Origin of the sequence: Mycobacterium sp. E1214, from assembly GCF_001666755.1 — a bacterium.
Lineage (GTDB): Bacteria > Actinomycetota > Actinomycetes > Mycobacteriales > Mycobacteriaceae > Mycobacterium.
The window spans coordinates 20,826-40,603 of the sequence record NZ_LZJC01000039.1 but is presented as its reverse complement, the minus strand read 5'-3'; the positions used below and the strand labels follow the sequence as shown (position 1 = coordinate 40,603).

Genomic DNA, 19,778 nt, shown 5'->3' with positions numbered 1-19,778 from the left:
GGCGGTCCTAGGGGCGCGCGATCATCGACGTGGCCGCCTCGGCGAGCAGCTCACCATGCTGGTTGCGGTAGGCCGTGTGCCAGGTCACCAGCACGAATTTGCCTGAGCGGCCTTGCTTTTCAACGATCGAGGCGATGGTGCGCACCATGTCGACCGCGTCACCGTCGTAGGCCGGCAGGTGGAAGGTGAAACTCTCCCCGCCGGCCATCCGTTTGGGGGCGCGCGGGAACGCCAGGCCGCCCGAGATCGCCCCGGAGGAACCGTCGGGTCGCAGCGCCGTCAGGGGGGTGACGCCCAGGACGGCGTACTGCAGGAACAACGGCGGGCAGACGATGTCGCGGAATCCGTTGGCCCGGGCGTAGTCCGGGTCGAACCACAACGGGTTGTCGTCGCTGACGGCCGCCGCCCAGCGCTGCCAGTCGCGCCGGTGCACCTCGCCGGTCGCCGTTGCGGCGACCGTGCCGACGCGCGACGCGGATTCGGGGTCGATCAAGGTCTTGTCGGTCACCGGCGCTCCAGTTCGGCCATGCTGTCCTCGAGCCAGCCCGCGGCGACGTCGGCCCCGCCGCCGAGCGTCGAGCCGAGCCGCACCCGTTCGCTCCACAGGTGCAGGTCGGTTTCGGTGACGTAACCCATGCCGCCGTGCAACTGGTGGGCGTCGCGGGTAATCAGCCGCGCGGCCGTGGCCGCGTGCATGCGCGCGATCGCGGTCTCGCGGGTCGCGGTGCGCCCCTTCGCGATCCAGAAGACCGCGCTGTGGGCGGCCAGTCGCGCGGCTGCGAGGGCGATGTGCATGTTGGCGATCAGGTGCTGGGCGGCCTGGAAGGACGCGATGGGCCGGCCGAATTGGTGGCGCAGCGAAGTGTATTCGACGGTGCGCTCGAGCACCGCCTGCGCGGCGCCCACCAGATCGAGTGAGCCCAGCGCCACCGCCGCGTTGGCCACCCGCCGCAGCGCCGGGGCACCGGACAGCGGCGGCCCCGCTCGGACGTCGTCGAAGCGCAGGGTGAACGCCCGGTGCGCGCCGGCCATGGCGAGCGGCTCGGCGGTGAGGCCCGGTGCCGGCACGTCGACGACGAACACCCGCGTGTGGTCACCGTCCGCGGCGGACACCACCACGACGTCGGCGACGTCGGCGTCGGCGACGTAGTCCGCGGTCCCGGTCAGCCGCCCGCCTTGCGCGACGCGCAGCGGCGGCGTGACGTCGGCCGCGTCGCGGGGGTTGGCCAGCGCGGTGGTGGCGCGGGTGGCTCCCGACGTCAAGGCGGGCAGCCACGCCTCCTTATCGGCCGGGGAGCCCAGCGCGTCGATCGCCAGCGCGGCCTGCACGCTGGCGTGCACCGTGGTGGGGCACAGCGCGCGGCCGGCCTCGGTGTAGAAGGCGGCGAGGTCGGCCAGCGAGCCGCCCGACCCGCCGTACTCCTCGGCGATCCCCAGCCCGAACACGCCGGCGTCGGCGAGCGCCTTCCACAACGCCGGTGAGCGCCGGTCGGCGCCCGGTTCGTGCAGGCCGCGCACCGCGCTCACCGGGTTCTCGGCCGCGAGTAGGGCGCGCAGCGACGCGGCGAACTGACGCTGTTCGGCCGTGGGGATCGCTTTCATCGGCGGCGCGGGTTTCCCGTCAGCGTCCGTAGGAGGGCAGGCCGTGCCCGCGTTGGGCGACGATGTCGCGCAGCACCTCGTTGGTGCCCCCGCCGAAGCGCATCAGGGGCGCCGCCCGGTAGAGCCGCTCGAAGGTGCCGGCGAGCGGCGCGGCCGGGTTGCGGTGCGCCAGCAGCCCGTCGGGCCCGAGCAGGTCGAGCGCCAACTCCGCGATGCGCTGGCGCAACTCGCTGGTGAATATTTTCTCGACGCTGACCTCGACGGTGGGGATGACGCCGTCGTCCAGGATCGACGCGGCCTCGTAGCCCATCAAGGTGGCGACCGCCACGTCGGCCTCGGCCTGCGCGAGCCGGCGGCGCAGCGACGGGCTGTCGGCCGGCACCGTCCGGTCCCGGCGCGGCGTGCCCGCCAGCCGGCGCAGCTCGTCGACGGCGCGGCGCAGGTCCCCCGGGTTGGTGAGCGCGCCGCGCTCGAGGTCCAGCGCCCCGGTGATGTACGTCCAGCCACGGTTGACGTCGCCGATCAGGTTGGTGACGGGGACCCGCACGTTGTCGAAGTGCACCTGGTTGGTGCGGTAACCCGACCACGCGTACAGCGGACGGATCTGCACGCCTGGGCTGTCGATCGGCACGATGACGACCGAGAGCCCGCGGTGCCGGGCGGCGTCGGGATCGGTGCGCACGCACAGCCATTCGTGGGTGGCGCGGTGCGCGCCGCTGTTCCAGGTCTTGGTGCCGTTGATGACCCAGTGGTCACCGTCGCGGGTGGCGCTGGTGCGCAGGCTGGCCAAGTCGGTACCCGCGTCCGGCTCGGAATAGCCGACCGCGCAGACCATCTCGCCCCGGGCGATCAGCGGCAGCCAGTCGCTCTTGTTGCGTTCGGTGCCGTGCCGCATGATCATCGGCGCCACCGAGGTCACCGTGAGGTCCGGCCCGGGCACGCCCCAGTACTCGAACTCGCTCATCAGCAGGTGCAGGTGGACCGCGCCCAGCCCCAGTCCCCCGTATTGGCGCGGCCAGTTCAGGCCGAACCACCCTTTGGCGCCGATCGCGCGCCGAAAGCGCGCCACCTCCCCGCCCGGGTATTCCAGGTCGTGCTCGGCCAGCTCGGCGCGCAGCTCGGCGGTGACGTGCTCGTGCAGGAACTCGCGGACCTCGCCCAGCCAGGCGCGTTGCTCGTCGTTGAGCTCAAAGTCCATCCGGGCCTCACCTTTCACGGGGCAGCGTCAGCGTAACGCCGCGGCGAGATCGCGCCCGGGATTTCGCAGCATCGCGCCGGGCGGCCGGCAGCGCGCACTGTAAAGGCGCTGTCAAACTCCCGTTAAAATGCCTCGGCGGTCTCGCAGTCCGGGGTGCGGGCTGCGAAGATGCTCCAATCGGCCGGTCGACGCGGACAGGCGTTGCGCCCCGTCCAGCCAGAGGGAGAGACCATGCCCACTGTTGAGATGCGACTCCGTGAAGAGCTCCGCGGCTACGCCGTCGAGCTGCGGCAGCTGGCCTACACCCTGCCCCTCGGCGTCGGCGAGCACGACCTGCTGCAGCTGTCCGACCGGATGCGGGCGGCGGCCGACCAGGTGCTGCGCAAGGGGGCCTGACGCACGCGGCGCTCAGCCGCCTTTCAGCCGGATCCTCCAGCGCACGAAGCCGAGGTAGACGGCGCTGATCAGCGCCAGCATGCCGACGTCGAACCACCAGGCCGCCGGCGTGTGATGCCAGTGCGAGTCTTTCGGCGTCAACGGGCCGGGCACCAGCTTGATGAGATCGGCGGTGGAGGCCGAGGCCGCGAACCCCCACCGCGCCGGGGTTACCCACGACATCTGGTCGAGTCCGACGCGGTTCGTCACGGGGATCATCCCGCCCGAGAACACCAGCTGCGACATGACGGCGACCACGAGCAGCGGCATGATCTGCTCGTTGGACTTCGCGATCGCCGACAGGGCGAGGCCGAGCATCGCCGAGGCGACGCAGGTCAGCGCGATGTCGGCGAACAGCTCGAGCGCCGGCTTGCCCAGGGCCACGGCGCCCTGGGTCGGCGCGCCCTTGCCGATGACCGTGATCACGGTGACGATCGCCGACTGGACGATCGCGAACACGGTGTACACGCAGACCTTCGCCAGCAGGTACGCCGAGGTGGACAACCCGACCGCCTGCTCGCGCAGGAAGATGGCGCGCTCGCCGATCAGGTCTCGGATGGTCAGCGCGGTGCCCATGAACACGGCGCCGACGTTGAGCAGCACCAGGATCTGGCCGGGCTCGTTGGGCGCCGCGCCCATCGGGTTGGGGATGCCGAACCCGACATCGCCGGGCACCGACATCGACAGCGATCCCATGATGAACGGCAGCACCGCGAGGAAGACGAAGTAGCCGCGGTCGGACACGATCAGCCGCATCTGCCGGCGGGCGATCGTGGAGAACTGCCGGAACAGGCTGGTGTGCGACGGGTCGCCCAGCTCGGCCGGTTTCTCCGCGGGCGGCGGGGGCGGCGGCGGCCCGGTCCGCGCCAGGTAGCGCGCCTGCGCGCCGTCGGGGTCGTTGGCGACGCCGCTGAAGATGTCCGCCCAGTTGGTGGTGCCCATGGCGGCGCCGATCTGGCTGGGCGGCCCGCAGAACGCGGTCTTGCCGCCCGGCGCCAGCAGCAGCACCTGGTCGCAGACGTCGAGGTAGGTCAGCGAGTGGGTGACCACCAGCACCACGCGCCCGGCGTCGGCGAGCTGGCGCAGCATGGTCATCACCTGCCGGTCCAGCGCCGGGTCCAGGCCCGAGGTCGGCTCGTCGAGGATCAGCAGCGACGGGCCGGTGAGCAGCTCCAGCGCCACCGAGGCCCGCTTCCGCTGCCCGCCGGACAGCTTGTCGACCCGGGTGTGCAGGTGCTTGGTCATCTCGAGTTCCTCGAGCACCCGCGCGACCACCTGCGCCCGGTCCTCCTTCGTGGTGTCGGGCGGCAGGCGCAGCTCCGCGGCGTACATCAGCGCCTGCTGGACGGTCAGCTGACCGTGCACCACGTCGTCCTGCGGGACCATCCCGATGCGGCTGCGCAACGAGGCGTACTCGGCGTGGATGTTGTGGCCCTCGAAGGACACCGTGCCGGTGGTCGGGTGGGTGTAGCCGGCGACCAGCCGCGCGAAGGTCGACTTGCCGGCGCCGGACGGGCCGATGACCGCCGTGAGCGTGCCGGGCTGCGCGGTCAGCGAGATGTTGTCCAGCAGCGTCTTGGTGGTCTCGATCGTCCATGTCACGCCGCGCACGTCGAGGCCGCCGGTGCGGGTGGCGGTGGCGGCCTGGTCGCGGCGGGCCAGGGTGCCGCCGTGGAAGACGAGGTCGATGTTGCCGATCGTGACGACGTCGCCGTCGTGCAACAGGGCGGAGTCGACGCGGGAGCCGTTGACGAAGGTGCCGTTGATGCTGCGGTTGTCGTGGATCTCGGTGCCGTTGGGACCGGGGATCAGCGTGGCGTGGTGGCGCGAGGCGAGCACCTCGGGGATGACGATGTCGTTGTCGTTGGCGCGGCCGATGGTGATGGCGCCGGGCGTCGATTCCAGCGCCTTGCCGGGCCGCAGGATCTTCATCATCGACGTCGCGAGCACCGACGAGTCGCCCCCGATGCGGCCCGTCTGCAGCACCGCGGGCTCGGCGGTGGTGGGGGGCGCCGCCGCGCTCGCCGAGGCCGTCGAGCGGTAGATCTGCGGCGCGTGCTGGGGCCCGCTGGGCGGCGCGTGCTGCGCCCCCGTGGGCGGGGCGGCGGGCGGGCCGCCGGTCGGGTACCGGGGCTGCGCTCCCGCGGGGCCGGGCAGCGGCCCGCTGGGCGGCTGGCTCGGCATCGGCGCGCTGGGCGGCTGGCCGGCTGGGGCGGGGTGGCGAAACGACGCCGAGGGCGGCTGTTGCGGGCGTGCCACGACGAGCGGCTGTCCCTGTGGCACCCGGGCGACCGGCCCGCTCGGGGTGTTGATCAGCGGGACGGAGGTGGTCAGCGGGGGGCTGCCGACGGATCCCTGGTGCCGGCCGACTTCGAAGGTCAGCGCCGGCCCGTCCGGGTTGCCGATGTTGACCCGCAGACCGTCCTGGATGTCGACGAGCGGCACGCGACGGTTGTGGACGTACAGGCCGTTGAGGCTGCCATTGTCGATGGCGACCCAGCGCCCCTGGTCGAAGCGCACGATGAGGTGGGTGCGCGAGATCAGCGGATGCGCGACGCGGACGTCGGCGCGCAGGTCACGCCCGATGACCACGTCGTTGCCGGCCGCGAAGGTGCGCTCCGCTCCCTCGTACCGCACGGTCAGCGCAGGGGGGGCTGGGGGGCTCATCGGGACCAACTGTAACGGCAGCCGGAGCGGTCCGGCGCCCGCGTCGTCGGCGCGGGGCGTCCGCCCGCATCGGGTGAAGCATCGACAAGTAAAGGCGTGGCCGCCCCCTCGACGCGGCGCCGGCCGGGCGCAGCCGGCCGGCGGACAGCGAATCCCATTACGCGCGTGCGCTTTTCGACGGGGCTAGACCGCCGCAGCGGGGGTGGGCATCCCGGGTCGCCACGGGCGGGCCCGGCGCGCCGGCGCGCCGACGTCGGTCACGTCCTTGATGAAGGCGCCGATGTAGCGCAACGCCCGCCTGCCTTCGGGCAGGATGTCGGCGGCCAGCGGGAAGTCGTGAATCTGCCCGTCCCACAGGTGCAGGTCGCACCGGACACCGCTGGCCTCCAGGCGCTCGGCCATCAATTCCGCGTCCGCGAGCAACAACTCGTCGGCGCTGGCGTGGATGGTCACCGGCGGCAGGTCGGTCAGGTCGGCGTCCACCGGCGAGGCGACCTTGCCGGGAGAATCGCTCTGGTCTTCCAAAACCTGTGCGCGGCTGAGGTATTCGGCGAACATGGTGAAGGCCCGACGGGTGAACATCGAGCATTTCCGGGCGTTGCGGTGCCGCAGCTTGCGGGCCGGGTCCGCGTCGGTGAACGGCGAGATGGTGGCGACGCCCGCCGGGCGCATCTCCCCGTTGCGGATGGCCAACAGGGTGGTCATGAAGGCCAGGTAACCGCCGGCCGAGTCACCGGCCACGACCACCTGATCCCCGTCGAAGCCGTGCCGCTGCAGCCAGCGCAGCCCGTCCATCCCGTCGTCGATCGCGTCGGTGATCTGGTGCTTCGGCAGCTTGCGGTAGGCGACCGTGAGGACGGCGGCGTCGGCCTCTTTAGACAGCCGCACCACCATCGACCGGTGGGTGTTGAGCCCACAGGTCATGAAGGCGCCCCCGTGCAAGTAGAGGATCACCCGCTTGGTGGAGGCGCCGGGCGCACGGATCCATTCGGCGGCGCAGTTCCCCAATTTGACCGGCTGGATCTGGGCCATCGTGGGGATGCGGGGCATCATGCCCGCCAAGCCGTCGATGTACGCGAAGGGCCAGTGCAGGTTGGGCTGGATCGCCCAGGCGCGCACCACGTTCTTCACGAATAACCGGCTGGCCATCGACACCGCAACCGACTGCGGGCTGTGTCGATGGTGAATTCGCCGGGTCATCGCCTGGCTTGGCAGTAACCGAGTGGAATCCGTTGTCGTCATTGGCATCAGCTCCTAAGGTGCGCTGGGAATACCCGTTTGCCGGCGGCGAAAACGAATAAGGATTTCGTCGGGTTGTAGCGTTGCTCACGTTTGCGCCGTCGCCGGAGTGGGTAGTGGCGTGCGGTTGCGGCTGGGACAGAATGGGCCCATGGCCAGCCCCCACCGCCTGCTCGCCGACCGCGTGGCGGTCGTGACCGGCGGCGCCGGCGGAATCGGCGCCGCGACCGCCCGATTGTTCGCCGACCATGGCGCGCACGTGGTCATCGCCGACGTCGACGCCGAACGCGCCGCGGCGACCGCAGCCGAGATCGCCGCGGGGGGCGGGTCGGCGCTGGCGGTCGGCACCGATGTCCGGGACACGAAGCAGGTAGCGGCCCTGGCGAAGACCGTGCGTGACCGCTTCGACCGCGTCGACGCTCTGGTCAATAACGTCGGCCACTGGCTACGCCACCCGGGCGAGTTCGTCGACACCGACCCGCAGTTCTGGGACGACCTCTACCGCATCAACCTGCACCACGTCTTCGCCGTCACGCACGCGTTCTTGCCCGCGATGGTCCAGCGGCGCAGCGGCGCGATCGTCAACGTGTCGTCCGTCGAGGGGCTGCGGGGCTACCCGGAGGATCCGGTCTACGCCGCGTTCAAGGCCGCGGTCATCGGGTTCACCCGCAGCCTCGCGGTCCAGGTGGGCGGCCTCGGGGTGCGGGTCAACGCGATCGCCCCCGACGTCACCGAGTCCCTGCAAGTCCCCTACTCGCAGTGGCTGACGGCCGAGGAGCACCAGCAGTGGCCGCGGTGGGTTCCGGTCGGCCGGATGGGTCGGCCGGACGATCAGGCCCGGGTGATCCTGTTCTTGGCCTCGGAGCTATCGGGTTTCGTCACCGGTCACACCATTCCCACCGACGGCGGCACCGGCGCGGCGGGCGGCTGGTTCCGCTCGACGCGCCGGGCCGGCCGGCAGTGGACCAACCGCCCGATCGACCCCTGAGGGCCACCGGGCTCAGGCCAGGCCCAGCGCCGCGTTCTCGGCGCGAATGCGCACCGTGAGCACGAGCGCGTTGGCGGCGCTGAACACCAGAGCCGTCAGCCACGCCGAATGGACGAGCGGGAGCGCCGCGACCTCGGCGGCCACCGCGGTGTAGTTGGGGTGGCGCACCCAGCGGTACATCCCGTCGCGCACCAGCGGTGCGCCCGGAATCACGATCAACCGCGGGTTCCAGTGTTTGCCGAGGGTGCTCACGCACCGCCACCGGACCACGGTGCTCAGTGCCACGATCGCCACCATCGGCCAGCCCAGCGCGGGGATGAACGGGCGGTGCAGGACCCAGGTCTCCACGACGCAGGAGACCAGCAGCAGGGCGTGCATGCTCACCATCGCCGGGTAGTGATCGCGGCCGAACTCCTTGCCGCCGTTTGCCATCGACCACCCGGCGTTGCGCTGGGCCACGGCGAGCTCGACGAGCCGCTCGGCGCCGATCGCGAGGATGAAAAGGCAGTAGTACATGTTCCCTGTCACCATTGCAGCAGCAGCAATTCGAAGCTGAAGCCGGGCCCCATGGCGAGCATCACCGCGACGGATCCCGCCGGGGGCGGCTCGGCAACGGTGCGCCGCAACACGTCGAGCACCGACACCGAGGACACGTTTCCGTTCTCGCGCATGGATTCTCGGCTGTGCCGCAGCGCCTCGGCCGGCAGGTTCAGCGCGTTCTCCACCGAGTCGAGCACCTTCGGACCGCCGGGATGGCAGATCCAGGCCGAGACGTCCGCCAGCGACAACCCGTGATCGGCCAGGAACCCGTCGACCTCGGCGCGCAGGTAGTCGTCGGCCATCTTCGGCACGTCGCGCGACATGACCAATTGGAACCCGCTCGTCCCGACGTTCCAGCCCATCACGTCGACCGTCTCGGGCACGACGCGACTGCGGGTGGCCAACACGCGCGGGCCGCGTTGCGCGGTGTCGCTCAATCCCTTTCGCTCCGATCCCGTGGCGACCACGGCCGCCGCGCCGTCCCCGAACAGCGAGATGCCGATCAGCGCGGGGATCGAGGTGTCGTCGCGCTGCAAGGTCAGCGAGCACAACTCGACCGAGCACAACACGGCCACGTCTTCGGGATAGCCGTGCAGGTAGTCGTACACACGAGCCATCCCGGCCGCGCCCGCCACGCAACCGAGCCCGAACAACGGGACCCGCTTGACGTCGGGGCGCAGGCCGACCCGGGTCATCACGCGCGCGTCAATGGTCGGCACGGCGATCCCGGTGCTTGACACCATGACGACGGTATCCACCTCGCGAGGTTCGATGTTCGCTGCGGCCAGCGCCGAGCGGATCGCCTGCTCGCCAAGGTCGACGGCGACCTCGAGGTAGGCGTTGTTGGCCTCGGTGAAGCCGCTCAACGTCGGGTAACGCGACAGCGGCAGCGCGAGGTTGCGGTGGTCGACCCCGGTCGTCTGCGCGAACCGGGTGAACTCGGGGTTGGCGAATTCGGTGAGCTCACGGGCGACTTCGGCCTGGTCGTACCGGTTCGAGGTGAATGCCACCGCGGTTCCGGCGATGCGGGGTCCCGCGCAACCCTGGCGACCACCCTGGTGCGGGGACGTGGAAAACGTTGTTACGGTCATGCCATGCCGACGAGCGGCGGGCGGTCACGGTTCACCGGTCGGGCGAATCCATTCCGGTGAACTGAACCACAAAGAGACGCAAGCCGTTTACACCGTATCGGCTCCGGATGCATTGCCCTGCGCCGTTTTTGACGCATGTTTAATAAGAGCGCGGCGTTGCGCCTCAACAGCTGCCGGCTGAAACCTCAAAGCGGTTGCAGCGACGGCGATTTCGCCTGCTCGTGAATGAGCGTTACCGGGATTCCGTTCAATGCCCCGTTACCCGAGGGCTCGTCGACGAAGGTGGGCGGCGACAAGACATTGGTGTTGACGCCCGGCGAGCCGTTGGCCACCGCCATGCGGGTGCCCGGCTTGCCGTGGCCCCAGCCGTGCGGCATCGACACCACGCCGGGCTTGATCGCGCCGGTGACCTCCACCGGCACCGCGATTTCGCCGGCCGCGGATTTCACCGTGACGACGTCGCCGTCACCGACCCCGTGGCGGGCCGCGTCGTCGGGGTGGATGAGCAGCGTGCACCGGTCCCGGCCCTTCATCAACGCCGGCACGTTGTGCAGCCACGTGTTGTTCGACCGCAGATGGCGGCGGCTCACCAGGACCAGCGGCTCGGCGGGCCGCTCCAGCCGCGCCGCCAGCCGGGGCAGGTCGTCGAGCAGATACTGCGGGGCGAGCCGGATCTTGCGGTCCGGGGTGCCCAGGAGCCCCGGCAGCTGCGGCGTCATCGGCCCGAAGTCGATGCCGTTGGGGTTGGCCTTGAGCAGGTCCAGGGTGAGCCCGCCGGGCCGGGCGCCGTACTGATCACCGAAGGGGCCGGTGCGCAGCGTGAGGTCCAGCATCCGTTCGGGGCCGCCGTGGTCGTAAGTCTTGCGCAGCTGCGCCCCGTCGAGCCCCCGGGTGAACGCCAGGTAGTCGAAGAAGCCGTCGTCGATGGCCGCGACGTCGACGTCCTCGGCCGGTGTCCCGGTGCACAGGCCCGTCAACCGGATCAGGATCTCCCATTCGTGCGGGCGTTCGCCGGGATCGAAGACCGGGGCGGAGTAGTTGGCCACGCTGTGAATGGCGAACAACAGGATGAGGTCGTCGTGGTGCGGCTGCTCCAGCGGCGACAGCCCGGGCAGGATCACGTCGGCGTGGCGGGTCGTTTCGTTGAGCCACAGGTCCACGGAGATCATCGCGTCCAATTTCGGTAGCACCTCGTCGAGCTTGTCGCCGCCCGGCGTGGACAGCACCGGGTTGCCGGCGACGGTGATCAGCGCCTTGAGCTGCCCCTCCCCCGGCGTGGCGATCTCCTCGGCCATGCAGGACACCGGTGCCTGTCCGAGCACCTCCTTCGCGCCGCGCACCCGGGTGCGCCAGCGGCCAAAGTCGGCGAGTCCGCCCTCGAGGCCGGGCAGCGGCTGGGTGGTGATCGACCACGCCGCCGGCCGGGGGAACATCGCCCCGCCCGGGGTGTCGAAGTGGCCGGTGAGGATGTTGATCACGTCCACCAGCCAACTGGCGAGGCTGCCGAACTCCTGGTTGCACAGGCCGATACGGCCGTACACCACCGACCTCGCGGTGCCGGCGAGTTCGCGCGCCAGGCCCCGGATGCGGTCGGCGGCGATGCCGGTCGCCGCGCTGACCCGCTCCGGGGGCCAGTCCGCGGCGACGCGGCGCATGGTGTCGATCCCGTCGACGTGCGGGCCGGGATTGGTGAGGCCCTCGTCGAACAGCGTGTGCGCGACGGCCAACAGCAGCGCCGCGTCCGTGCCGGGAACGATGGGCAACCACTCGTCGGCGCGCGCGGCGGTCTGGGTGCGCACGGGGTCGATGACGATCACCTTGCCGCGCCGGCGGATTCCGTCGATCAGGCCCATCACGTCCGGCGCGGCCAGTAGCGATCCCTGCGACGCCGCGGGATTGGCGCCCATGATCACGAGCAGGTCGGTGCGTTCGATGTCGGGCACCGGGAAGTTCCACCACAAGCCGTACATCAGATGCGACGACAGATTCTTGGGCCACTGGTCGACGGTGCCCGGCGAATACGTCACCGGAATTCCCGACATGCCCAGCAGGATGCCCGCGTACCGGGCCAGCGAGAACGAGTGCGCCAGCGGGTTGCCGGTGTAGGCGGTGACGGCGCCGATGCCGTGGCGTTCGATCACCGGCGTCAGCAGCTCGGTGCAGCGCCGAAATGCCGCGTCCCAACTGACCTCGCGCCACTGGCCGTCGACCTTGATCATCGGTCTGCGGATCCGGTCCGGGTCGTGGTGCACCGCTCCCAGCGACGTCCCCTTGGGGCACAGGTGGCCGCGGCTCCACACGTCGTCGCGGTTGCCGCGGATGCCGGTGACGGTGCCGGCTTTGACCTCAATTGCCAAGCCGCACATGGCTTCACACAGCGGACAGGTGCGAATGTGGGTGCCGTCGGCGCCGGGTTCCATCCACCCACTGTATTCCGCGACGACCGGTAGCGGAAGTACGAAGAGCGAGGTCAGGTCGCCCAGGGTCCGATGCCGCCCACCTTCTCGATCTTGATGCGGGTGAGGTATCCCGGCGGCGCGTCGTCGGGCGGGAAGGGCAGGTTGGGGTCGCCGAGCACCGGGTTGAGTTGCCGCAACAGCTCCGGCGCGCCGCCCTCGACGATCCGGGCGGTGCCGGCGATCGACAGGTATGGGCGCATCCCCTGGCCCGGCGCGAGGGAAACGATCGTGACCGCGACGCGGGGATCCGCGCGGACGTTGCGAACCTTCTTGTGCGCGGCCAGGTGGGCGGTGACGAGTTCGTCGCCGTCGGGGGTCGATTGCAGCGCGACCCAGACCAGGCTGACCTGGGGGCTGCCGTCGGGATTGAGCGTAACCAGGGTCGCGTCGGCGCCGTCACCGATGAGAGCGCGCGCCGCATCGTTGAGCTTCATGCGTGGTTCTACGCCAGGTGTGCGGTGATTCATTCCCGGCGCCCGACGCGCGCATGGCGGTGGCCCGGCCCCGACGGGGACCGGGCCACCGATGCCTGGACCGTTACTGTTCGGCTTTCTGCCGAGCCTCGTTGGCGTCCGCGGCCTTACGCGCGGCCTCGGCCTCGGCCTCCTTCTTGCCGGCCTCGCGCTGCGCGTCGGCCTTGTCCTGCTGCGCCTGACCTTCGCGCAGCAGATCCTCACGCCCGGTGACCGCGCCGGCCACTTCCTTGACCTTGCCCTTAACCCCCTCGACGAGGCCTTCGACGGCTTCTTGCGGACCACTCTTGTCTGACATGCGTCCTCCTTGTCCTGCGTGCGGCGCGAGACGGCGCACACGCAGGTTGCCTTTTCCCCGACGGCGTGGGTTTCGAAACCCGTGCAGTGGGTAGCGTGCGCCACACGGCACGGCCGCTAGCGCAGGCTGACCAGCTGGTCGACGGAGTCGCGGGGCAAGTCGCCGTCCACCACGGCGGTGATCGTCATGTTGCCCAGGTTGATGGAGCCCTTGTGGTTGTCCAGGAAGGCGGTGTCCGCGGCGTCGCGCCCGGTCGCGATGCGCACCATCGACTGGCGGGGCGCCAGGCAGGTCGCGTCCACCACGCGCCACTGGCCGTCGACGAAGGCCTCGGCGACCGCGTGGAAGTCCATCGGCTGGCAGCCGGGGGCGTAGACCGCGACCAGCCGGGCGGGCACATTGAGCGCGCGCAGCATCGCGATCACCAGGTGGGCGTAATCGCGACACACCCCGGCGCCCGCCAGCAGCGTGTCGGCCGCGCCGTCGATCGGATCGCTGGACCCCGGAACGTAATCGAGCCGCGTCCCCACCCAGGACGACACCTTCTCCAGCAGCGACACCGATTCGCCGTATTGCTGGAATTCGGTGGCGGCGAAGCCGAAGAACTTGTCCGCCTCGGCGTACCGACTGGGCCGCAGATAGGTGATCAGATCGATGTCGCGCACCGGCGCCGGGTCCGCCTGCCCGACGACCGTGGCCGCGTAGGACAGCGTGACCGTTCCCTCGTCCGCCTGGAAGGTGTGAATCCTGGTGTCGTGCTCCCCGATGATCTCGCGCGGCTCAACGGCTTTGCCGTTCCACCGGATCGACAGCGACTCGCTGACGTCGATGCCGGGCAGACGGGCGACCGCGATCTGGAACTCCAGCGTCGTCGCGGCGGTCACCTCGAGTTCGATCTCCGCCCCCACCTGCCGTTTGAGATCCCGCGTGCTCATGACCGCCCCCTTGTCTCGTGGCCACGGCCACATGCCGGACTCCCGTGCGTCTTACCCGGTCAATCCAACACAACAAACTGCCGACGCGCAGGGCGAGCGCAACGGCTGACCGGTGTGCGGCACGCGGGCCGCTTCCGGTGTATCCCCGAATCCCGTTGTCGCCGTGGCGCCCTGATGGTTGTCGGCGCCGCGACGGCCCGCGGCGCCGAGCGACCGGCGCGGGTGCGCTCCGGGCTTTCGTGGCGGCATGGCAGGGTGAGGGGCGTGGCACACACCCCCGGCGCAGCCGCCGTCGCGGAACGGGACCTGCGCGAGCTCCCCACCCCCAAGGGCACGTTGCGGTACTACGACAGCGGGGGCGCCGGCGGGACGCTGCTCTTCCTGCACGGCTCGGGGCCCGGGGTGACGGGCTGGCGCAACTTCCGCGGGGTGCTGCCCGCCTTTGCGGCGCACTACCGGTGCCTGATCCTGGAATTTCCCGGCTTCGGTGTCAGCGACGACTTCGGTGGCCACCCGATGGTGACCGCGTTCGGCACGGTGGGCCCCTTCCTCGACGCGCTGGGCGTCGAGAAGGCGCACGTCGTCGGGAACTCGATGGGCGGCGGCGTCGGCATCAATTTCGCCATCCACAACCCGGACCGGGTGGACCGGCTGGTCACCATCGGCGGCATCGGGACCAACATTTTCAGCCCCAGCCCCAGCGAGGGCATCCGGCTGCTGCAGGAATTCGTCGAGGACCCCTCCCGCCAGCGCCTCGTCGACTGGCTCAAGTCCATGGTGTACGACCAGGCACTGATCACCGACCAACTGATCGAGGAACGCTGGCAGCTGGCCACCGATCCGGAGACGCTGGCCGCCGCGCGCCGCATGTACGGCAAGGCGGCCTTCGCCGGGATGAACGCCGCCCTGGCCGCGTCGGACCGCCCGCTGCCCTGGGCCAGCATGCACAAGCTGACGGCGCCGACCCTGCTGACGTGGGGGCGCGACGATCGGGTCAGCCCGCCCGACATGGCGCTCATCCCGATGCGCACCATCCCCCACGCCGAGCTGCACGTGTTCCCCAACTCGGGGCACTGGGCGATGATCGAGGCCAAGGAGGCCTTCGAGAGCACGGTCCTGGCGTTCCTGTCCCGCACCGAAAACCGCTGACTCGCCTCAAAACCGCTCGAGAACCCTTCGCCTCCGGCCCCGGCTGCGGTAAACCTGTACTACGGCAACGGCGCCGACGACTGTAAGGGACGAAGCATGAGCGAGCGGGTTCTGGACCGGGTGGCGGCGGTGGCCGACGAATTGCGCGGCCAGGGCGCCGAGGCCGAACGGATCGGCCGGCTCACCGACGACACGGTCAAACTCATGAAGGGCGCCGGCCTGATCCGGCTGTTGCAGACCAGGCAGTACCAGGGTTTCGAAGTGCACCCCCGCGAGTTCGCCGAGGCGGTGATGGCGACCGCGGCGCTGGACCCGGCCGCCGGCTGGATCGTCGGCGTGGTGGGCGTGCACCCGTATCAGCTGGCGTACGCGGACCCGCGGGTCGCCGCCGAGATCTGGGCCGACGACGTCGACACCTGGATGGCGTCCCCGTACGCGCCGCAGGGGGTGGCGACACCGGTTGACGGCGGCTACAGGTTCACCGGCCGCTGGCAGTTCAGTTCCGGCACCGACCACTGCGACTGGATCATCCTGGGGGCGATGCTCGGCGACGGGCAGGGCAAGCCGCTGCTGCCGCCACAGATGCTGCACATGATCCTGCCGCGCAAGGACTATCAGATCGTCGAGGACTCGTGGAACGTGGTGGGGCTGCGCGGCACCGGCTCCAAGGACGTTGTCGTCAAAGACGCGTTCGTGCCGAGCTACCGCACCATGGACGCGGCGAAGGTGATGGACGGCACTGCGCAGCGCGAGGCGGGCATGACCGAACCGCTCTACCTGATGCCGTGGTCGACGATGTTCCCGTTGGGCATCTCGGCGGCCACCATCGGCATCGCCGAGGGCGCCCTGGCCGCCCACCTGGATTATCAGCGGGGGCGCGTGGGCGCGACCGGCACGGCCATCAAGGACGATCCCTATGTCATGCACGCCATCGGGGAGGCCGCCGCCGACATCAACGCGGCGCGCCAGGAGCTGTTGACCAACGCCGAGCGGATCTACGACATGGTCGCCGCCGGCAAAGAGGTCTGTTTCGCCGACCGCGCGGCGGGCCGCCGCACCCAGGTGCGCGCGGTGTGGCGCGCGGTGTCCGCGGTCGACGAGATCTTCGCGCGCTCGGGCGGCAACGCCGCGCGGATGGACAAACCGCTGCAACGGTATTGGCGTGACGTGCATGTCGGCCAGCTGCACGCCATCCACGTGCCCGGCACCACCTACCATGCGTCGGCGCTCAGTTCGCTGGGCATCGACCCACCCGACGGCCCGCTGCGTGCGTTGATCTAGGAGTTTGCCGTGACCGACCTGAAAAGCCTGGGCTACATCACCATCTCCACCAACGACATCGAGCGCTGGCGCCGTTTCGCGTTCGGCGTGCTGGGTTTCGCCGAGGGCACGGGGCCCGACCCGTCGGCGCTGTACCTGCGGATGGACGAACGCGCCGCCCGGCTGATCGTGGTGCCGGGCGAGACCGACCGCGTCCTGACCATCGGCTGGGAAGTCCGCGATCACGCTGCGCTGCAACGGGTTATCGCGACGCTCGAGGCGGCCGGGGTGCCGGTCAAGCAACTGTCGGTGGAGGACGCCGAGGCGCGCCGCGTCGAGGAGGTCATCACCTTCGAAGACCCGGCCGGCACGACGCTCGAGGTGTTCCACGGTGCCGTGCTCGACCACAGCCCGGTGGTGACCCCGTTCGGCGCGCGGTTCGTCACCGGCGACCAGGGCATGGGCCACGTGGTGGTGCCCGCGATGGATTTCAACGGCGCGTTCGAGTTCTACACCGAGGTGCTGGGATTCCGCTCCCGCGGCGCGTTCCGGGTGCCGCTGCCCAAGGAGTTCGGCCCCGTCCGGGTGCGCTTCCTGGGCATCAACGAGCGGCACCACAGCCTGGCGCTGGTGCCGGCCGCGCATCAGCGGGACCCGCGCCTGGTGCACATCATGGTCGAGGTCGACAGCCTGGACGCGGTCGGCCAGGCACTGGACCGGGTGAACGCCGAGGGCTTCCGGCTGTCGTCCACCCTGGGCCGGCACACCAACGACAAGATGGTCTCGTTCTACGTGCGCGCCCCGGGCGACTGGGACATCGAATTCGGCACCGACGGGATGCGGGTCGACGAAACCTACTACACCGCCGAGGAAATCACCGCCGACAGCTACTGGGGCCACCAGTGGGTGGGCGAGATGCCCGCGGCGATGCGGCTCTAGCCGGAGACGTCGTGCGGCGCGCCGTCGACCTGGTCGACGACGGGCAGCTCCCCGCGGCACACCGCGTCGCGGATCGACGCGCCCAGCGCCGAGCAGGCGAGAAACACGAACCTGTCGCTGTGCGCCGCGATCCGCCCCGCGTCGGCCAGCTCCGCGCAGCGGTCCGTCGCGTCGGCGTTCCACTGCACGCTGGTCTGGTTCCAGCTGCTCTTGCGGGCCAGCACCCGCGCCGCGCAGGTGCCGCACGTCACCGGCGTCATCGGCATCGCGTCGAGCCGGTTATCCTCGCGCACAACGCATCTCGGTCAACGGGTCCGGCCCGCCATGTTGGCCTCGATCTCGCGCATCCACGCCTGGTAGGGCCGGGTGGTGTCGAGCTCGAACTCGAAACGGTCCACCATGTCCGGTGCCACGTCGGCCACGTCGACGTAGAACTGTTGATACCACCGGCGCAGCTGATAGACCGGTCCGTCCTCCTCGACCAACAACGGGTTGTCGATGCGCGCCTTGTGCCGCCAGATCTGCACGTCCTGCTCGAAACCGAGCTTGACGTATTCGCCGAGTTTGACCGCCGTGCGCATCGCCTCGTCGCTGGGCAGCGACTCCGACTTCTTGACGATGATCCCGTATTGCAGCACAAACGAATTCGCATCGATCGGGTAGTGGCAGTTGATGAGCACCGTCTTGGCGTCGCCGTGCCGGTAGTGGTAGGTCAGGTCGTCGATCATGAACGACGGGCCGTAATAGGACGCCACGGAGGTGTTGCCGAGCAGCTGCGCGCCCTCGGTGCCGCCGAGGTCGGGGCGGCCCTCGCCGTTCATGTACTGCGTCGCGACGTGGCCGGAGAAGATGTTCTTGAAGTAGGTGGGCAGCGCGCCGTGGATGTAGAAGAAGTGCGCCATGTCCACGACGTTGTCGATGATCTCGCGGCAGTTGCTGTGCACCACCGTGGTGTACCAGTGCCAGTCGGTCCACTCGTCGCTGTCGGCGCCCTCGATGCGCGGGATCGTGATGTCCGGCGGGGGCGGGTTGCCTTCGGGGTCGTTCCACACGAACAACAAGCCGTCCTGCTGCAGCGTCGTCCACGCCTGGGTGCGCGCCAGTTTCGGCGCGCGCCTGCTGTAGGGCACCCGCTTGCACCGGCCGTCGCCACCCCAGCGCCAGTCGTGGAACGGGCAGGCGATCTCCTCGCCCTTGACCTCGCCCTGGGAGAGGTCACCACCCATGTGCCGGCAGTAGGCGTCGAGCACGTGCAGGGCGCCCGCGCCGGGCGGCCCGCCGCCGAAGACCACGAGCTTGCGCCCGAAGGCATCGACGGCGTGCGGCCTGCCGTCGTCGAAGTCGCGGATCAGGCCCAGGCAGTGCCAGCCGCGCGCGAACCGCGCGGGGGCGGCCTGCGCCTCGATCTCCCGGATCTCGTCGGTCTCCGACAGCGGCGTCATAGCTCACGATTTAACTCCTGCCGGGCGCCGGCGGGTATCACTTCACGTGTAAGCCGCGCCGGCGCACCCACAGCAGGGCGGCGCCGGTGCCCGCGAACCAGACGGCGACCGCGATGCCCAGGTGCACGAAGCTCTTGGTGTCGCGCCCGAACACCGGCCGGATCAGCGACGGCACCGTCGTCCACAAGACGTTGTGCTCCACCCCGTTCATCGGGTCCGCCACGTAGTAGAGGGCGTAGGGCAGCGTCAGCGCCGCCAACCAGCTGCGGGTGCGGCGCCGGTCGGCGCGTTGGCGCCAGCGGCGCAACAGCGGCTCGACGCTCACCGGATGCAGCACCGAGATGAGGTTGCCGACGCCGAGCCAGGACACGATGGGCACCGCGACCGTGGGGACGGTGATGCCCAACCGCGCCGGCGTGTACAGCCACAGCGTCAGCAGCATGGCAGCCACCAGGGTCGGCAGCCCGACGATGGCGAGCAGGGCCAGGTTCTTCACCAACAGGAGGCGATGGAAGGGGACGCCGTTCGCCAGGGCCTGTTGGACGCGGTAGTGGTCGGCGCCCAGCAGGTTGGTGGTGGTGACGTCGGCCAGCACCCAGGAGGAGAAATACGTGCCCACCAGGATCACCCAGTCGGTGTGGTGGCGGCCGACGGTCAACGGCTGCACGAGCAACCAGGCCGCGGCGAACACGACGTTGGCCACCACGCCCGTCAACCAGGTTCGCGGCGGGGTGAACGCCCAGCGAACCTCCGCGACCACCGCCGGCCACAGCGGTCGCTCGAAGTCCGCAGCGGCTCGCCGCGCCCGCGCCGGGCGGGGCGCGCAGGCGCGGGCGAAGGCACGCACCGCGGCCCCGACGCGGGGATGCGGCGGGCTCGGCGACTCCGTCACCACGCGGGCGCGTCTGCGCGTCACCTGATCTGCCCCCTGAGCGAGCGGCTGGTCCGCAGGCAGGATAGCGACCCGGCGGCGCGACGGCATGGTCGCCGGGCCGACGGAGCCGGCCGACGGCCCGGTAGAACGTGTTACAGTTTGCCGACCTCGGCCGTTGGTCGCGGCCGC

At 70.4% G+C, this 19,778-nt stretch carries 19 protein-coding genes; 5 read left to right on the top strand and 14 right to left on the bottom strand.

What is annotated here, in order from left to right; genetic code table 11:
- Window positions 1-7 precede the first annotated feature (7 nt).
- The 3 genes from A5700_RS04750 to A5700_RS04740 are packed head-to-tail and all read right to left on the bottom strand — an operon-like array spanning window position 8 to window position 2,800.
- A complete protein-coding gene (locus tag A5700_RS04750) occupies window positions 8-508 on the bottom strand; it encodes a MaoC family dehydratase N-terminal domain-containing protein (protein ID WP_068069241.1) in 501 nt (166 codons plus the stop codon).
- On the bottom strand, window positions 505-1,602 hold the full coding sequence (locus A5700_RS04745; RefSeq protein WP_068069239.1) for an acyl-CoA dehydrogenase family protein: 1,098 nt from the start codon (window positions 1,600-1,602) through the stop codon (window positions 505-507). The genes A5700_RS04750 and A5700_RS04745 overlap by 4 nt, the downstream gene beginning before the upstream one ends.
- A gap of 19 nt (window positions 1,603-1,621) precedes the next feature.
- Window positions 1,622-2,800, bottom strand: coding sequence for an acyl-CoA dehydrogenase family protein (locus tag A5700_RS04740; protein ID WP_068069236.1), 1,179 nt, complete (start codon window positions 2,798-2,800; stop codon window positions 1,622-1,624).
- A 231-nt stretch (window positions 2,801-3,031) separates the two neighbouring features.
- On the opposite strand from A5700_RS04740, the gene A5700_RS26500 reads away from it, so the two are divergent.
- The gene (locus A5700_RS26500; protein ID WP_197502805.1) at window positions 3,032-3,196 is read left to right on the top strand and encodes a hypothetical protein; all 165 of its coding nucleotides are present in this window, start codon (window positions 3,032-3,034) and stop codon (window positions 3,194-3,196) included.
- Window positions 3,197-3,208: 12 nt separating this feature from the next.
- Here the strand turns inward: A5700_RS26500 and A5700_RS04735 are convergent, their stop codons facing one another.
- Window positions 3,209-5,902: an ATP-binding cassette domain-containing protein gene (locus A5700_RS04735; RefSeq protein ID WP_082960446.1), complete on the bottom strand. Its 2,694-nt coding sequence runs from the start codon at window positions 5,900-5,902 to the stop codon at window positions 3,209-3,211.
- Window positions 5,903-6,085: 183 nt separating this feature from the next.
- On the bottom strand, window positions 6,086-7,144 hold the full coding sequence (locus tag A5700_RS04730) for an alpha/beta hydrolase (RefSeq protein ID WP_068069231.1): 1,059 nt from the start codon (window positions 7,142-7,144) through the stop codon (window positions 6,086-6,088).
- Between the two features lie 148 nt (window positions 7,145-7,292).
- Between A5700_RS04730 and A5700_RS04725 the strand changes: the two genes are divergently transcribed.
- Window positions 7,293-8,129 (top strand): SDR family NAD(P)-dependent oxidoreductase, encoded by an 837-nt coding sequence (locus A5700_RS04725; protein ID WP_068204479.1) that lies wholly within the window; start codon window positions 7,293-7,295, stop codon window positions 8,127-8,129.
- A gap of 12 nt (window positions 8,130-8,141) precedes the next feature.
- Here A5700_RS04725 and A5700_RS04720 read toward each other — a convergent pair whose 3' ends face one another.
- The 6 genes from A5700_RS04720 to A5700_RS04695 form a co-directional block, all read right to left on the bottom strand.
- A complete protein-coding gene (locus tag A5700_RS04720) occupies window positions 8,142-8,645 on the bottom strand; it encodes an isoprenylcysteine carboxyl methyltransferase family protein (RefSeq protein WP_068069229.1) in 504 nt (167 codons plus the stop codon).
- An 8-nt stretch (window positions 8,646-8,653) separates the two neighbouring features.
- A complete protein-coding gene (locus A5700_RS04715; RefSeq protein ID WP_082959858.1) occupies window positions 8,654-9,760 on the bottom strand; it encodes a type III polyketide synthase in 1,107 nt (368 codons plus the stop codon).
- Window positions 9,761-9,945: 185 nt separating this feature from the next.
- Window positions 9,946-12,180, bottom strand: a complete 2,235-nt coding sequence (locus tag A5700_RS04710; RefSeq protein ID WP_068075637.1) for a molybdopterin-dependent oxidoreductase — start codon at window positions 12,178-12,180, stop codon at window positions 9,946-9,948.
- Between the two features lie 50 nt (window positions 12,181-12,230).
- Window positions 12,231-12,653: a PPOX class F420-dependent oxidoreductase gene (locus A5700_RS04705; RefSeq protein ID WP_068075634.1), complete on the bottom strand. Its 423-nt coding sequence runs from the start codon at window positions 12,651-12,653 to the stop codon at window positions 12,231-12,233.
- A 103-nt stretch (window positions 12,654-12,756) separates the two neighbouring features.
- Window positions 12,757-12,990 (bottom strand): CsbD family protein, encoded by a 234-nt coding sequence (locus A5700_RS04700; protein WP_068075631.1) that lies wholly within the window; start codon window positions 12,988-12,990, stop codon window positions 12,757-12,759.
- 116 nt (window positions 12,991-13,106) lie between these two features.
- On the bottom strand, window positions 13,107-13,925 hold the full coding sequence (locus A5700_RS04695; RefSeq protein WP_068075656.1) for a transglutaminase family protein: 819 nt from the start codon (window positions 13,923-13,925) through the stop codon (window positions 13,107-13,109).
- Between the two features lie 264 nt (window positions 13,926-14,189).
- Between A5700_RS04695 and A5700_RS04690 the strand changes: the two genes are divergently transcribed.
- The 3 genes from A5700_RS04690 (at window position 14,190) to bphC (ending at window position 17,273) form a co-directional block, all read left to right on the top strand.
- Entirely contained in the window at window positions 14,190-15,074 is an 885-nt protein-coding gene (locus A5700_RS04690) for an alpha/beta fold hydrolase (RefSeq protein WP_068075627.1), read from the top strand.
- A 96-nt stretch (window positions 15,075-15,170) separates the two neighbouring features.
- Window positions 15,171-16,355: an acyl-CoA dehydrogenase family protein gene (locus A5700_RS04685; protein ID WP_068075624.1), complete on the top strand. Its 1,185-nt coding sequence runs from the start codon at window positions 15,171-15,173 to the stop codon at window positions 16,353-16,355.
- Between the two features lie 9 nt (window positions 16,356-16,364).
- Window positions 16,365-17,273 (top strand): biphenyl-2,3-diol 1,2-dioxygenase, encoded by a 909-nt coding sequence (gene bphC / locus A5700_RS04680; protein ID WP_068075621.1) that lies wholly within the window; start codon window positions 16,365-16,367, stop codon window positions 17,271-17,273.
- On the opposite strand, the gene A5700_RS04675 is transcribed toward bphC, so the two are convergent.
- The 3 genes from A5700_RS04675 to A5700_RS04665 are packed head-to-tail and all read right to left on the bottom strand — an operon-like array spanning window position 17,270 to window position 19,607.
- A complete protein-coding gene (locus A5700_RS04675; protein ID WP_068075653.1) occupies window positions 17,270-17,539 on the bottom strand; it encodes a ferredoxin in 270 nt (89 codons plus the stop codon). The two genes, bphC and A5700_RS04675, sit on opposite strands and share 4 nt — an antisense overlap.
- Window positions 17,540-17,578: 39 nt before the next feature.
- Window positions 17,579-18,715 carry a Rieske 2Fe-2S domain-containing protein gene (locus tag A5700_RS04670; RefSeq protein ID WP_068075618.1) on the bottom strand — a complete coding sequence of 379 codons (1,137 nt, stop codon included), beginning with the start codon at window positions 18,713-18,715 and terminating at the stop codon, window positions 17,579-17,581.
- Window positions 18,716-18,752: 37 nt separating this feature from the next.
- A complete protein-coding gene (locus A5700_RS04665) occupies window positions 18,753-19,607 on the bottom strand; it encodes a hypothetical protein (RefSeq protein WP_068075650.1) in 855 nt (284 codons plus the stop codon).
- Window positions 19,608-19,778: the final 171 nt, after the last annotated feature.